Below are 16,469 nucleotides of genomic sequence, written 5' to 3' on the forward strand. Positions count from 1 at the left end.
GATGAAACCATTGCTTCGTATTTGCTTAGTCTTACTCCTCTTAGTTACCAGCGGTTGCTGGGATCGTACGGAAATTAACGATCTTGCGTTTATAACGGGTTCGGCATTTGATTTGACGGAGAAGGGCGAGAGCATGTTGACCCTGCAGCTTGCCCTTCCGTCTTCTTCGCAGACGGGGGGGAAGGGGGATCAGCACAAAAAATTTTTTGTCATGTCTGCCACGGGCATGAATGTCAACGACGCGTTTGAAAAAATTCAAAAAAAGAGCTCCAGGAGGCTCTTCACCTCCCATCGCAGCGTGATTTTCATTGGCGAGTCATTGGGCAGGAAGGGGATTAACGACGTGCTGGACGTATTCGCCCACGATCCGCGTCAACGCTTAAAAACATATATCATGGCCGTAAAAGGGGGAGAGGCTAAACAAGTTCTGGAAGCGCAGTATCCCTTTGATCAGGTGCCGATGGAAGCTGTCAAAGAGATGGAGATTGAGCAAAGCGAAATCGCCGTAACCTTGAGGGATTTCTTCATGGCGGCAACCAGCCAAGGGGTTACTCCCATTATGGGAGTCATTGAGGCGGATTCGGAAGGCATAGGCCAGAGCAAAACCAGCGTGTTCAAGCTGTCCGGGGCAGCCGTGTTTAAAGATATGAAATTAGTCGGCATGCTGAATAGTTACGAGGCGAATGGCTTAAATTGGGCGAGAGATCACATGGAGGATGGCCGAATCAATACGGAGCTGCCTGATGGCAAAGGGAACGTGGGAGTACTCGTCACGCATGCCAATCGCACGATTACATCGGACGTTCAAGGGGAACGCATTAAATTTAAAATTATATTGCATGCAAAAGGCACCCTCATCGAGAATAATTCGACTCTCGATGTTACTCGGCCGCAAAATCTTATGCTGGTCCAACAGGCAGTAGAGAAAGCGGCGGAAAAACAAATCAAGGATGCCGTTGTCAAGCTGCAAAAGCGATATAACGCCGATGCCGTTGGTTTAGGACGGGAGCTTTACCGGAATAAGCCGAAGGCATGGAATGCCGTACAAGCGCAATGGGACCGCAAGTTTTCCGAAGCGGAGGTCGCCATTGACGTGAAGCTGTCCATCGGAGGCGCCGGTATGGCTGGACCTCCTCTGCAATTAAGCGGGAAGGAGATTATCCATTGACTGCATGTATCGTTGGTTACGCTCTTTTTGTGATAGCTTGGTTTATTTACTTCATGAGGACCCTGCGAAGGAAGCAGGAGACGAGGGAGATCGTTGTTTGCGGGGGGATTTTAGGCCTTTCCATGCTGGTAGGCTCGCTGCTGATTGCTCAAGTTAAGGTACCGAGTTTTATTCTGGCATTTCAAATCTGGCTCGAGCCGATCGGGGAGGGTTTATTGAAATAATGAACGCTTCATTTTCTTTCTCATCGAGTCGATCAACAGCAGCAATAAAGGGATCAGACTTTGATTCATGAAGGCCAACAACGGAAATGTGAAGGCTAGATAATTCAGAAGCTCGGCGCTATTCCTGAAGATCCAGACGGATCCGACCAGAGACAGCAGGGTAAGCGGAAAGATCATGCTCCGGTAATTGCGCAGTTCAAATAGCTGGCTTACGCACAGGCTAAAAATAAACATGGACACGGAAACCTTAACGAAACAGCCTATTACCCAAGTGGAAACCGCGATAGCCTCCAGGCGCTCGAACGAGCCTTCGATTCCGATGTATTGGACAACGCTCAAAAAGGAATAGGTCAGTTTGCCCGTTAACGGACCAAAAATCATAATCGTAAGCATCACGATACTGACAGAAATCAGGGAAATGCCGGAAAGCGCAATAAATGAAACTTTACGGGCTGCCTTAAGCTGATTTAAGTAAGGGAGGAGCCATCCCAATATAAAGACCTGATTCATGAAGCCTCCTGCAGGGTTGACTGCTCCTCTTAAGACGGGAAAGAGGCCATCGCTTAGAATCGGCTTAATCTCGTTAAAATTAGCTTCTTTTACGGTTAGAATCAAAAGAGGCACAAAAAAAACAAGCAGCAGCATGGTAAGAAACTCGTTGCTTCTGGCGATTACTTCAATACCAAGATGAGCAGCCAGACCGCATACGACAAGAAATGTCAGACTGATGATGAGGACAGGGCTTTTCGGAAGCAATAACGTACTGATAAACCCCGTATGCTGCATTGTAATGGTCGTGATAGAAACAAACCAGTAATAAACGTAATTGGCCGCTACTAATTTTCCTAACCCTTTACCGAGAATTTTCGAGCAGTATTGCGTAAGGGTCTGACCCGGATATCGCTTCGCCAGTTCAATCATCACCAATATGCTGACGATTCCCGTGACCGGTGCCAACAGGGCGGACAACCACGCGTCTTGCATGCTGAACATGACCATGAAGGAAGGGACCGTTAATAAGTTCGTAGAGATAATAAACGTAAATAACAGAAAACTGAGTTGATTTCCCGTAATTTTTTCGCTCGCTTTCATCCTGGCTGCTCTCCATTTCGTCGCAAAGGTGTTCCAAGTATTGACGGTGTATGGAGGAATTATACAGATCATTGTTTTTATCTATCGTTATCATAGAAACAACGATATTGATCAATGGTTGCGATTTTCATACAATGGGCGAATAGGAGATCGTTGATCGGCATGCAGATTGCACTCCGCTAAAACTTATAGAAAGTGGTGTCCGTTTGATGCAATCCATGACTGCCGTCAATAAACAAAGAAGCATCGGTTCCATCCAATTTTTGCCCGTTAATCTATTTGCATCGGTTATGGGGATATCCGGTCTGTCTCTCGCTTGGAGAGAAGCAAACCAACTATGGGGTACCTCCACCGTCATCGCGGATGCCATCGGGATTCTGGCTATTGTCATCTTTATCGTATTAAGCATAAGCTACCTCTTAAAGTGGGTTTTATATCCTCAGCAAGTAAAGAACGAATTTAGTCATCCCGTCCTTGGGAATTTTTTTGGTACGATTACGATTGCCATTCTTCTGCTTTCCTCGGTTATTGGAAGCTATAGTCAGGCGGCAGGACAAGTGATTTGGGGAATAGGGACTGTACTGGCATTAGTCCTAAGTTTAGTTTTCGTTTCACGCTTGTTGAACGGAAATCACAAACCTGAAAATATGGTTCCAGCCTTGCTGGTTCCCGTGGTGGGAACCCTGGATATTTCCGTTGCCGGCGGGCAAATGCCTTTTCCTTGGGCGCACGAAGTGAACTTGTTATCCCTTGCAATCGGTGGATTTGTGGCATTAGTCTACTTTACCTTGATTCTATCCAGGCTGATCCAGCACGCCCCGATGCCGGCCGGCCTAGTGCCTTCCATGATTATTATGATTGCACCGTTCGAAGTTGGATTTCTCGGTTACACGAATTTCGAGCAGCGGGTTGATTCCTTCGCGTCCATCTTGTTTTACTTCGGCCTGTTTTTGTTCCTTGTCCTGTTCTTTAAAGTGTTCAAGAAAACAATCCCGTTTGGCGCTTCATGGTGGGGTGTAAGCTTCCCGATGGCTGCGCTGAGCAATGCCGCTTTAAAGTACGCGCTTTACGCCGACTCATGGCCGTTAACCGCAATTGCCGTTATCGTTCTGGCTTTGTTGAGCGCCGTGCTGCTCGTACTCTTTATTCGCACGTTGAATATATTGTTTAACGGAAAACTTCTCAAAGGATAAGAAGAAGCAAGCGGCAGCCAAATGGCTGCCGTTTTTCATGAGTTTAAAAGGTGAAAGATGAAATTTTGTAAACCGTCTATCGTCGTATCCTGCGCCTGGTATAATCGTTTGTTCAAAACGGAAAATTGGTTTGTTTATCCATTGCTTTATCGGTCTTAGGTCATTAATATAAGACAATGTCAGTCAAATTAAATAGTAAATCCTCATCCAATTCGATGAGGTAGAGGTCGCGATGTTGATCAGTAGATCAGGGGGAGGTCCGGTAAGACCGTGGATCCCGAACGAAAGGCATCATCGCCGAAGCCGTCCGGTTTACTGACCGTCACGGGCTGGGGCCGTCTCCGAACAGGAACGGAACTGTCATATTGCTTCAATCAACGGCAATATGTTGTGCTATCTTGATAGTTGGAATGGAGGAAGACGAGGCGGTCTTTCTTGTTTTTGCAAAGAGAGGCGGCTTTTTTGCGTTTATAAGGCTGCTATTATCGGGACACTATTGGAAACGTAGATAAGGGGAGTATGAGTTCGTGAAAGAAGAGAACAAATTACGCAGAGGCCTGAAGTCCAGGCATATGGCGATGATTTCCCTAGGCGGGTCAATCGGCACGGGGCTGTTCCTCGCGAGCGGCGGTGCGATTCACGATGCCGGTCCGGGCGGCGCATTGCTTGGTTATTTCATTATTGGCATCATGGTATACTTTCTTGTCACCAGTCTTGGCGAAATGGCGACTTACATGCCGGTATCCGGTACTTTCAGTACGTATGCGACAAGATTCGTGGATCCATCCTTGGGCTTTGCTCTCGGCTGGAACTATTGGTATAACTGGGCCATTACGATTGCTGCGGAGCTGTCGGCCGCAACCTTGATTATTAAATTCTGGCTTCCGAACAGCCCTTCCTTCCTGTGGAGCGCGCTGTTCCTGGTCTTAATGGTTGGTCTTAATCTGCTGTCCGTCAAAGGCTACGGTGAATCCGAATATTGGTTCGCCATGATAAAGATTGTAACCGTCATTGTATTTATCGGCATCGGCCTTCTGATGATCGTGGGAATCTGGAAAGGCGATGCGGTTGGCTTTAGCAACTTTACGGCCGGCGATGCTCCCATATCGGGAGGATGGCTTGCGGTCCTGGGGATCTGTATGGCTGCAGGCTTCTCGTTTCAGGGAACGGAGCTGGTAGGTATCGCGGCAGGGGAATCCGAGAATCCCCGCGAGAACGTTCCGCGCGCGATCCGCAGCGTATTCTGGAGAATTCTGTTGTTCTACATCCTGGCGATCTTCGTCGTAGGGATGCTGATTCCCTACACAACCGACACGCTTGCGGATGACAGCGTAGCGGCTAGTCCATTTACGATTATTTTTGAAAAAGCAGGTCTCAGCATTGCCGCATCCGTTATGAACGCCGTAATCCTGAGCTCGGTACTGTCGGCCGGCAACTCGGGCATGTATGCTTCGACCCGTATGTTATGGGTACTCGCGAAGGAAGGCAAAGCTCCGAAAATTTTCGCGAAATTGAACAAGCGCGGTATTCCGGTCTATGCGTTGCTTGCTACGGCGGCGATTGGCATGCTGGCTTTCCTGGCTTCCTTCTTCGGCGACGGACAAGTCTACGTCTGGCTGCTGAACGCGTCCGGTATGTCCGGCTTTATCGCTTGGCTGGGCATTGCGATCAGCCATTACCGTTTCCGCAAGGCTTACGTGGCGCAAGGACGCAAAGTAGAGGATCTGCCGTACCGTTCTTTATGGTATCCGTTTGGTCCGATTCTCGCGGGCGTCATGTGCATGATCGTTATTATCGGTCAAAGCTTCAGCGCGTTCTCGGACGGCAAGGTAGACTGGACGTTTATGCTTGCTTCCTATATCGGGATTCCGTTTTTCCTTGCCATTTGGCTCGGATACAAATGGAAGTATAAGACCAAGCTTTTAAAGCTTGAAGAATGTAATATTGATCCTACAGTGGAGTAACAGAAGGAAAAGCAGAGGCTGCCGAAGCCTCTGCTTTTTTTATTCGATATCCTGATCAACCGGCAGGATCAGTTCATTCGACGTACTTTCGCCGCTGCAGGTGCTGTCTTCATAATTGGAGCTGAAACGGGCCGTGAATCGTGTGGCAACCTGCGTGAGCAATTCGTTCGCAATGTCTTCGGAGTCGGTGACGTAAATCCAATAACTGACCTTTACGGTTGCACCCGGAGCAAGGAGACCGAGATTCAAGCCTTCCGATACCCCGAAGGAAGGGACCTGATTGTCATTCACCTGCGGGTCAAGCAGACAGAAGCCCTTCGGATATTCGGTTCGGTACAAGGTCACTTCGGCTGCGAGATTACCCGAATTTTGCACGCAGACGGTAAAGCGGACGGAACGCTCCACCTCGTAATACATCGGCTTTGCACTAGCCCGAACGGAAATAACCGCTCCGAAAATATCGGTTGCAACCGGATTGGATACGGCATTTTGCCTGACTACCCGACCGTCCGCCAACCTGTACGTATAAATGGCTTCGACTTGATTCGGGATTTGAGGATAACCGGTTTCCTGTTTCCCGTTCCGGAGCAGGACCTGATAAGTCATTACGGCAGTTGATCCTGCTAATAAGGTGCCTAGAGAAAGACCCGAAGCGGGATTCGTCCCTTTGCGGGGAATTCCGTCGATCATGATGCTATCGGGAAGAAACACCGTACCTTGCGGAATAAGCCGGATGAGATACGCGTCGACGGCAAAGCTGTTCTCGTTGTTGACCGTTACCGTATAAGTCAAGCTGGAACATGCCGAAGCCCGGACAGAGTCTACGCCCAAGCTTACGGAAAAGGAAGGGGCGGTAATGTTTAAGATAAGCAGATTGGCCAGCGCGCGGTACACCGTACCGTTAACGGTATACTCGATAATCGCCTGAAACGGAACCTGCGTCTCGGCAGGCATCGCGGCAAGCCGGATCGCAACCCGAATGGACGCAACCGCGCCCGGAGCCAGGTATCCGATATAAATGCCGGAGGCGGGATCAATCCAGGGCACAAGCACGCCGTCGATCACAACGCTGCCCGGCACAAATTCAAATCCCTCGGGCAGCGGCAGATATACCATGACATTTTCCATCGGAAGCAGGCCGTCGTTCCGAATGATCAGATCATAGAAGACGACATCACCGAGGAAGGTGACCGGCGTACTCAAGCTGGCGTGCGCGTCCAATTGAAACGGCACAACCTCAAGCGTGACTTTATTGGATAATACGGATTCGGAAACGACTCTGCCATCCTGGGTAGAAAACGCGTAAAGCAGCGTGGCCTCATTCTCGAATAGATGCGAGTCAGGGATAAACACAACGATGGCTTGAAAAAGGACTTGAACCGTGCTGCCAACCTGAATGCTCCCTAGCGGGATCCCCGCCTGCGGCGAAGCGCCCGGCAGTGGGGAGCCGTTGATCAGAACGCTATTGGGAATAAAGGATAAACCAGCCGGAAATAAGTCTTGCAGCTGTATTTCCGCAGAACGGTTGCCGGTATTGGAAATACGAATGCTGAAAGTAACGGACTGATTCCGGTTCAGCTTCTGCGGGAAAGCGGATTTATCCGCCGTAATAATGGGCCCGGCAAGCGGCGTCTGCACCGTATTGGAATAGGCGACTCCATCGTAAATGCCGCTGCTGAACCGGACATGCGTCTGGTTCAGCAGCTTGAATGCATGGGGCGGGGTCATATCGTGACCACCTGCACGTTAAACGTAACCGTCGAAGACGCACCGGATGCAATCGTTCCGACGGAGATGCCGGTATTCGGATTACCCGCAGGCACCGGGATGCTGTTCACGGTTACGCTGCCCGGCACGAATACGGTACCTGTAGGAACAGGGTCGACCAGGATGACGTTGTTGACCGGGCTGATGCCAAGGTTCGTGACGACAATCGTATACGTAATGACATCGCCAACAACCGCATCGATTGCGGTAGTACTTTTCACGACGGATACATCCGGAGAAGATACCGGGATAGACAGCGTATTGGAGCTGACCGTACCGGTCATCGTTCTGCCGTCCGGCGCCGTATACGAATAATTGCCGCTGGCCGTATTAACGAGCTGTTGGGAAGGCGGCAGCGTCTGGATAATGACCTCGTACGAAACGGATACCACAACGGACTCGCCAGGGTTAACGGTGCCGATGGAGAAACCGGAGGAAGGATTAACGCCGGGCTGCGGCACGCCGTTAACAAGCACGCTGTTCGGCACAAACGCGCCGCCGGTTGGAGAAGGGTCCGTAATCGTAACCTGTGCCGGCAAGTTGCCGGTATTGCTCACAATCAGATTGTAGGTTACGGTATCGCCAACCGTAGCATTGGACGTATCCGCGGCTTTCAGAATCCCGATAATCGCTTGATACACCGGCAGGACCACGGTATTGGAGAATGCCGTTCCGGAGAAAGCGCCGGAAGTAAAGGTTGCGCTTGCTTGGTTGCTAAGTTGAGCAGGTGAAGGCAATGAGGTGATCGTCAGATTAAACGTCACGGTTGACGTTACGCCGGGAGCGATAGTATTAAGCGAAATGCCGGCAGCCGGCGATGCGCCGGGACGCGGAAGCCCGTCTACGGTTACGCTGTTGGCGACAAATACCGAATCCGTCGGGATAGGGTCAACAACAATAACGTTATTGATTGGCGCAATGCCGTTATTGGTTACCCCAATCGTGTAGGTAACGGTATCGCCTACCACGGCTGTTGTGACCGGAACCGATTTGACTACCGCAACGTTTGGCGCGGAGACTTGAATAAGCAGCGTATTTGAAGTGAAGGATCCGTTTAACGTGCGGCCGTCCGGAAGCGTATACGCGTAAGTCGCGGATGCCTGGTTCGTAAGCTGTTGTCCCGGCGGCAGCGACTGGATAAGCACGGAGAAGGAGACGGTAGCCGACGTTGTTACATTGCCTAGCGGAATGCCGGTAGACGGGTCAGCGCCCGGCACCGGCTGATTGTTGACAATTACGCTGTTCGGAACAAAGACGGTACCTGCCGGGATCGTGTCTGTCAGCGTAATGTCCGCTCCGTAGTTGCCGGTGTTGGTGATTGCCACCGTATACGTTATGGTATCGCCAATCGTAGCATTTGCGGTACTGCCCGTTTTGACCGCGTTAAGAATCGGTTGATAGACCGGCGTTGTCACGCTATTCGAGAAGGTAACACCCGAGAACGTACCGGATGTGAAGGTGACGGAAGACTGGTTGTTCAGCGCAGCCGGCGAAGGCAGGGAGGTCACAAGGACGTTAAATACAATGGTAGTTGCAGCTCCCGGGCTGATGGCATCGATGATGACGCCCGTAGCAGGATTCGCCGCAGGTCTCGCAACGCCGTCAACGGTAAGGGAACCTGGAACAAAACTGGAGCCCGAAGGGATCGGGTCGGTGAATAGGACGTTCGAGATCGTGGCGATGCCGCTGTTCGTAACGGTTGTCGTATAAACGACCGTATCGCCAACCGATACGGCGGTAGACGGTGTGCTTTTGACAACCGTGGCGTTAGGCGCGGAGACCGGGAAGGTCACCGTATTGGACACGGCTGTCTGATTAAAGGACCTGCCGTCCGGCAGCGTATAGGTTATGCCGGCCGTGCCGGTATTGGACAGCTGCTGAGGCGACGGCAGGGAATCGATAACGACCGAGAACGTGACGTTGACCGATGCGCCGGCTGCTACGGAGCCAACCGGAATTCCGGTTACCGGGTCAGCGCCTGGCACGGGATTGCCACCCACTAAAGCGCTGTTTGGCACAAAGGAGGTACCGGCGGGAATATTGTCGGTTATCGTAACGGTAGCCGGATAATTCCCCGTATTCGATACCGTTAAAGTGTAAGTGACCGTCTGGCCGACGGAAGCATTCGACGTACTGGCGCTTTTAACTACGGAAACGACGGGCAGATCTACCGGCGTCGATACCTGATTGGAGAATGCCGTACCCGAGAAAGCTCCCGAAGTAAAGGTAAGCGAAGCCGTATTGTTAAGGACGGCGGGATCCGGTACGGAGTTGACGCTATTGTCGAACGTAATCGTGACTGTGCCGCCGGGAGGTATAGAGGCAACCGGGATACCGCCAATCGGGCTGGCTCCGGGAACCGGCGTGCCGTTAACCGTAACCGTTCCCGGAATAAACGAGGTTCCCGCGGGGGCAGGATCGGTAAACTGCACGTTGTTGATCGCTTCAATCCCGTTATTCGTAATGACAGCCGTGTAAGTGATGGTATCCCCGACCGTTACGACGGTATAATTCGCGCTTAGTGCTACCCCGACATTTGGGGCCGATACCGGGAAGGTGACCGTATTGGAATCGACGGAACCGGTTAAGGTGCGGCCATCCGCGGGCGTATACGCGTAAGATGCCGTTCCCGTATTGCTTATCGTTTGCGGAGACGGGAGAGAAGTAACGACAACGCCAAAAGTAATCGTTGTTGTTGCGCCGGGAGCCAGGGAGCCGATATCAATCCCGGTAACCGGGGAAATCCCCGGCATTGGCGTTCCGTTTACGATAACGCTATTCTCGGTGAAGGTAGTGCCGGCCGGAATGGTATCCGTAACAATCGTCGCCGCTGCCAGATTGCCGGAATTGGATACCATTAACGTGTAAATAATGGAGTCGCCAAGCGTGGCATTGCTCGTACTGGCGCTTTTGACGACCGAGATTTGCGGCTGTGTGACCGGCGTAACCGTCGTGTTGGATGCGGATGTTGCCGAGAAGGTGCCGGAAGTAAAGCTGGCAGTCGATTGGTTCGTAATCTGTGAAGGGATTGCCATCGTTATCATCACCTCGAAGGATACGGTAACCGATGCTCCTGGCGCCAGGCTACCGAGTGATATGCCGGCTTCGGGAGAGGCTGCCGGCAGAGAAACATTTTGAACCAACACGCTTCCAGGTACAAAAGCCGCATTCGATTGAAGCGGGTCACGCAAAACAATGTTGTTCACCGCCGCGATGCCGTTATTCGTCAGAACGGACGCGAAAGTCATGGTATCGCCGGCTACGACAACGGCTCGGCTGGCGCTTTTTACTAGGGAAACATTCGGCAGCGCAACTTGAACGGTAACCGTATTGGATAAGGCGGAGCGGTTAATGACCCGTCCGTTGGAGAGCGTGAAATTATAAGCTGCAGTCGCTGTATTGACCAGCTGTCTGCTAGCCGGATAAGAAACGATGTTTACCACATAACTGACCGTTGCGGATCCTCCGGCAGGTATAACGCCAACCGGAATGCCGGTTGCCGGACCGACATTCGGAGTAGGCACTCCGTTAACAAGAACGCTGTTGTCAATAAAAACGGCGCCGCTCGGAACCGTATCCGACAACGTAACGTTTGCCGCGGCATTGCCTGTATTGGTAAAAGCAAAGCTGTAAGAAAACGTATCGCCAACCGTTGCATTGGCGGTGCTTGCCGATTTGTTTACCGTAACAACGGCTTGCGAGATCGGCGTAGTAACGGTATTTGAGGTTGAACTGCCGGTAAACGCGCCGGAAGTGAAAGCCGCGCTCGCCGCATTGCTGAGGCTGCCCGACGGAGGAAGCGATGTGAAGCGAATCTGAAAAGCCACCGTGACGGTAGTACCGGCGCTAATCGTGCCAAGCGAAATACCTGCGTTTGGATTAGCGAGAGACGAAGGCGTTCCGTTAATCGTAACGCTGCCCGAAACAAAGGCTGCTCCTTGAGGAATAGGGTCGGATAATACGACGCTAGTCACCGGCGCTATCCCGTTATTCGTGACGAGTACGGTATATGTGAGCACGTCCTGAACGGCCGCTGCCGTATCGTTGACCGTTTTGGATACGGTAACATTCGGCGAGGAAGCGGTTATGGACACGGTATTGGAGCTGCTGCTGCCGCTTAACGTCCTGCCGCTTGGCAAGGTATAAGAATACGTTGAGGTTGCCTGGTCGTTCAGAACGGGCGGAGACGGCAAGGCGTTCAGCAGCGTCTGGAACGTGACGGTTGTCAAGGCGTTAATCGCCAGACTGCCGATCGCAATGCCCGTGATCGGCGATGAAGCCGGGCTGGCCGCGCCGTTAATCGTTACGGAGCCCGGAATAAAGCTCGATCCGGCAGGGATATTGTCGAACAGCGTTACGGTCGCAGCCAGGTTGCCGGTGTTGCGGGCAAGGATGGTATACGTAACGGTATCGCCAACCGTAGCCTTGGTTGTGCTTGCCGATTTGGTCAGCGGAATGACGGGTTGGTAGACAGGCGTTGTTGTAGTATTGGAAGCGGCCGTACCCGAGAAGGTACCTACGGTGTAAGAAACGTTGGAACGGTTCACCAGCTGAGCGCTGGCCGGCATGGAGCTGACCAATGCTTGCAAGCTAACGGTAACGGAGCTGTTAGCCGCTACGGTTCCGACGGCAATTCCGGTTGCCGGATTCGCCGTCGCGTTCGGCGTGCCGCCGATCGTTACGCTTCCCGCAACAAAGGCTGCTCCCGAAGGGAGCACATCCGTCAATGTCACATTCGTTACGGCTTCCGTTCCGTTATTCGCAATGACCGAAGTATAGGTAAGCGTTTCTCCAACGGCAACATCCGTTACATTCACGGACTTGGTTAAAGTTATGCTCGGAAGCGAGACGGGCAGGGTTAGCGTATTGGAGGCTGCCGAACCGGACAGGGTACGGCCATCGGGCGGCGAAAACGTATAAGCCGCCGTGCCTTGGTCCACGAATTGCGGCGGAGTCGGCAAAGCGTTGACCTGTACGTCAAAGGTAACGGTAGACGTCGCGCCTGCGGCAACGGATCCGATCGCTACGCCGGCGGCAGGGTTGGCTCCAACAACGACTACGCCGTTAACCCGAAAGGTTCCGCTGATAAAGGAGCTTCCCGTTGGAATGTTATCCGTTAGCGTAACGTTAGCGGCCCGATTACCGGTATTTGCAACGAATAGGGTATAAGTAACCGTACTGCCAACGGTTGCGGTCGTCCGGTTCGAGCTTTTGGTAATGCCGATAATTGGCGAGTAGACCGGTACGGATACGGTATTCGAAGGAATAACGCCGGTAATATTGTTGCCGCCCGCGACCATCTGGAACGTAAAGGCCGCTTGCGCGCTGTTAGGCAGCAGGAAGGTACTCGGAAGCGAGCTGACGACGGCTCGGTAAGTAACGACAACGGAGCCGTTGATGTTCAAGGCTCCGAGCGGTGCGCCGGCAATGATATCGTAAGTAGGCCGCGGTATCCCCCCAACCGTGACGCTCCCGCTTACGAAAGTAAGCCCGGCCGGCAAAGCATCGGTGAGAACGACGCTGGCCGCATTTGCCGTACCCGTATTGCTGACCGTTACGGTATACGTAATGGTATCTCCAACGACGGCACCGGCGACGCTTGCGCTTTTGACGACGTTGATGGTTGGCGAGTTGATATTGATCTGAATGGCGTTTCCGTTGACAACGTAAGCATCGCCGGAGGTTGTCAATGTAAGCACGGCGGAAGGCTGGTTATTGACGAGGCGAGCGGACACATCAACGTTCGTAATATCCCAGCCTTGCCGGCCGCCGATAATATTGGTGCCCGGAGCGCCGTTCGTCTGGTTGCGGCTGCCGAAGGTGCCCGTTGTATTCAGGTTGCCTGCATCGTTGTTGATCTGCGAAGCAAAAAAGTTGTTCGCAAAGTTGTTTGGGCCCGATAACGCAACCGCTGTTGCGGATGTTGGACCAAACAAGGCCTGGTCGCCGGTCCGGTTGGCGTCGCCTTCCTGGGCGCTGAACAAAGCCCTGCCTCCCAGCGTACCGGAGATAGGGGTTGCAAATCCGGTCAAGGTCGTGGAAACCGGACCGGAATCGGCCTGCACGAGCACCGCTCCGGCGCGCAGCGACATGTTGCGGAAGGGCAGGGACGGGTTCTGGTAAATAACGCCTAACGTCCAGCCGCAATGATTGGCGGTAGAATCACCCGTGATGACAATGGTACCAACCACGTTGCCGGTCGTATACGTTCCTGCGCCGCCTTGCGATATAAGCGAAGTTACATTGTTGGACCGTACGTAAGCCGAGGCGCCATTGCCCAGATTGACCTGATTGCTCGTTGCGGAATCCGGCGAGACCGTAAACGTTCCGGCTGGCGTAGTGAAGGAAACGGGGTTATTAATGAACGCGCTAAGGTCCGTCGTTCCGTTAATATAGGAGCCGCCCCAGATCAGCTCGGCGTAAAGAATGGTGCTGCCCGTCGGCAGGGTCAGGACCGCCGAGGAGCTGTTGCTGGCAAAAGCGCTTGTCGTACCGGCAGGATATGTACCGTAAACAGATGCGGTATTGATCGTCGAAAAAGCCCCTATGCTATCCTGGGTTCCCGGAACGCCGGCCGTCTCGGAACGGCTTAAACCGAGCGTATTCCCGGTGAAGGTAATTGCTCCGGTAGCGTTAAATGTCGCACGAGTGACAAGAGGAATCGGTATCACCCCCTCGAGTTCGCATCATTTTAGTTTCATTGAGGGCAGAAACAGCGGTATTATGGCCATCCTTTTCATACATATGAGTCATATTCCGGCTTAACTACGCATCTTTCCTAAATATACAACCGTAATTAAAAAAAGGCTTGAACCATCACGGGTTCAAGCCTTTTGTTCAAGAAGCGCCGACGCTGCCCGATTGCAAGCGTTTGGCAGGTCCCTGATTCTTTTTGTTGACCAAAGAATGAATCAGGAAGGAGCCTGCCGATAACGCGGCGGTAATAACCGCAAGCCAAGCAACGGGCGTTAATCCGCCGCCGTCATAAAGTCCGCCCATCATATACGGGCCGATCACGCGTCCGGCCGAACCGATTCCGCCGGTCAAGCCCAAATAGAACGGAGCGTTTTTGCCGCTGTTCTCGCTTAAGAACGCGGGAATGGCCGGCGCGATCAGCATTTCGCCTAACGTCGTCAGGATCATGCCAATTACCATGCCCGGGAAGCTGTGCATGAGCAATATCACGGCATAACCGCTCAAATACAGTACGGCGCTAGCCGTTAGCTGGGATTTAATCGAGCTTGCTGCCAGCCGTTTGATCAGATTGGTCACCGGCTGGGCGACAAAGATCAGAATGCCGTTAAGCGTCCAGAGATAGCCAAACATTTGCTTCGACATTCCTTGCTCGATAATAAAAGGCGAGACGCCGGTATTCCAGATGCTGTTGCCGAGGTTGATCAGCATTCCGCCCAGAGCCATAAACAAGTAAAGCCGAATGTCGGTAAGGAGCTGCCATAGGCCTGCGCCGCTAGCAGCTCGTTTCTTTCGAATCAATTCCGCCGCATGATCCCCGCTGCCCGTACCAACCCGCTGCAGATAGAAGAGGAAGAACAAGGCGAATACGCCGGATGTAACGCCGTTCAGGACAAAGCTAAGCGAATAAGAGACATCGGCCAGAAAGCCGCTTAGCGCGGTCCCAACCGCCACGCCGATATTGTTGGCGATATAGACGATATTGAAGAGCTCTCCGCGCTGCTTGGCAAATCGGAAGCCGATAAAGGCCTGGATAGCGGGCATCGACAAGGCGTTGAACAGTCCGATGAGGCCCATCATGACTATAAATACGGTCCAGGCATGACTTAAAGCCGGCAGAAGCAGCAGTCCCGCGGCATTTAAGGCGAGTGCGCCGATAATCAGCTTTTTTACGCCAACCCGGTGATACAGCGCGCCTCCAAGCAGTTGTCCGGCAATTCCGCCGATGGACTGAACGAGAATGACCAGCCCGGCGTCGGACATCGTACGGCCAAGCTGGTCGAAGACGAACATCGTGACGAGCGGCCACATCAGCGCGCTGCCAATGGCGTTAATAAGACTGGCGATAAGGAACACTTTAATTTCTTTTGGATAATGCGACAGTGAATTCATGGATGCTACTGACTCCCGGATGTTTTTCTAGTTGCAAGGCTTCTATTATACCTTAAGGCAGACGGAAAAGACGAAGGATATTTTGTGCTAAACAAATTATTCCTTTTGCCCGTATTGGCTCCGGTAATCGCGGGGCGAGAGCCGGATATGCGTCTTGAAAACGCGCTCGAACTGCGACAGGCTTTCAAATCCGACATCCGCCGCGATTTCGGTAATTCGTTCATCCGTTTCGCGAAGCTGCTGCTGCGCTTCCTTCACCCGGGTAATGCCGATATATTCCGTCAGCCCGAAGCCGGTGTACTTCTTGAACGTGCGGCTCAAGTAACTGGCGCTTAGATGGAACTGCCTGCTTAAGCTGTCGAGCGTAAGCGGCTCGCGGAAATGATCGGCAACATAGCTGGCGATTTCCATCGCTTTGGCTGCCGCCGGGGAAGGGGGAACGGAGCCGTCGCTTGACTCCGGCGCGGTATGAATGGCATGGCGCGCCGCGAACAGAAGGGCTTCGGCAACCGCATGGCGAATCGGCATTTCATGTCCAGGGGGGCGCTCCTGCACCTCCTGAAGAAGGCCATACAAGAGCTGTTCAAAGCGAAGGCGCTCCTGATGGGCAAGCCGGAAGACACGGCGCGAGCCAAGGAAAGGGGATAGAAGCAGCTTTGCCTCATCCTTGCCGTATTGCTCGAAATATTTTTCATTGTAATAGAGGACAACTCTCGCATGGTTCGGAACGCCGGTATCCGAGGTTTTGTGAAGCTCGTTGGCCGGAATAAGGACCAGATCCCCGGCAGCAATCGGATATTTGCGGTCTTTAATGAAGTACTGCCGTTCCCCGCTGAACAGGTAATAAAGCTCGTATTGACCGTGGATATGCTCGACGGACATCGTGAAATGACCCTTGCGCTTGTTATATTCCAGAAAGAAAAGATCCTCTGAATCTCCATAGAATAATTCATTGCTTAAATTCATGATCAAAGAC

General features: G+C 52.4%; 8 protein-coding genes and 1 riboswitch. Of the genes, 3 read left to right on the forward strand and 5 right to left on the reverse strand.

What is annotated here, in order from left to right; translation table 11 throughout:
• Nucleotide 1: 1 nt before the first annotated feature.
• Complete coding sequence (locus FHT67_RS25050) at nt 2-1,168, forward strand: Ger(x)C family spore germination protein (protein ID WP_167201682.1); 1,167 nt, start codon at nt 2-4, stop codon at nt 1,166-1,168.
• 212 nt (nt 1,169-1,380) lie between these two features.
• Here the strand turns inward: FHT67_RS25050 and FHT67_RS25055 are convergent, their stop codons facing one another.
• Complete coding sequence (locus FHT67_RS25055) at nt 1,381-2,484, reverse strand: GerAB/ArcD/ProY family transporter (protein ID WP_167201683.1); 1,104 nt, start codon at nt 2,482-2,484, stop codon at nt 1,381-1,383.
• 209 nt (nt 2,485-2,693) lie between these two features.
• Here FHT67_RS25055 and FHT67_RS25060 point away from each other — a divergent pair, with 209 nt between their 5' ends.
• Nucleotides 2,694-3,677 (forward strand): SLAC1 anion channel family protein, encoded by a 984-nt coding sequence (locus tag FHT67_RS25060; RefSeq protein WP_132309230.1) that lies wholly within the window; start codon nt 2,694-2,696, stop codon nt 3,675-3,677.
• A 213-nt stretch (nt 3,678-3,890) separates the two neighbouring features.
• Nucleotides 3,891-4,081: riboswitch (Lysine riboswitch) on the forward strand.
• Nucleotides 4,082-4,249: 168 nt separating this feature from the next.
• A complete protein-coding gene (locus tag FHT67_RS25065) occupies nt 4,250-5,641 on the forward strand; it encodes an amino acid permease (RefSeq protein ID WP_208403582.1) in 1,392 nt (463 codons plus the stop codon).
• 39 nt (nt 5,642-5,680) lie between these two features.
• Here FHT67_RS25065 and FHT67_RS25070 read toward each other — a convergent pair whose 3' ends face one another.
• The 4 genes from FHT67_RS25070 to FHT67_RS25085 all read right to left on the reverse strand — a co-directional run bounded on the left by FHT67_RS25070 (nt 5,681) and on the right by FHT67_RS25085 (nt 16,459).
• Nucleotides 5,681-7,369, reverse strand: a complete 1,689-nt coding sequence (locus FHT67_RS25070) for a DUF11 domain-containing protein (RefSeq protein ID WP_167201684.1) — start codon at nt 7,367-7,369, stop codon at nt 5,681-5,683.
• Nucleotides 7,366-14,079, reverse strand: a complete 6,714-nt coding sequence (locus tag FHT67_RS25075; RefSeq protein WP_167201685.1) for a DUF7507 domain-containing protein — start codon at nt 14,077-14,079, stop codon at nt 7,366-7,368. The genes FHT67_RS25070 and FHT67_RS25075 overlap by 4 nt, the downstream gene beginning before the upstream one ends.
• A gap of 166 nt (nt 14,080-14,245) precedes the next feature.
• A complete protein-coding gene (locus FHT67_RS25080; RefSeq protein ID WP_167201686.1) occupies nt 14,246-15,493 on the reverse strand; it encodes an MFS transporter in 1,248 nt (415 codons plus the stop codon).
• A 96-nt stretch (nt 15,494-15,589) separates the two neighbouring features.
• Nucleotides 15,590-16,459 carry an AraC family transcriptional regulator gene (locus tag FHT67_RS25085; RefSeq protein WP_167201687.1) on the reverse strand — a complete coding sequence of 290 codons (870 nt, stop codon included), beginning with the start codon at nt 16,457-16,459 and terminating at the stop codon, nt 15,590-15,592.
• Between the last annotated feature and the right edge of the window lie 10 nt (nt 16,460-16,469).

The organism is Paenibacillus sp. BK720, assembly GCF_011761545.1.
In the GTDB taxonomy this organism is placed as follows: domain Bacteria; phylum Bacillota; class Bacilli; order Paenibacillales; family Paenibacillaceae; genus Pristimantibacillus.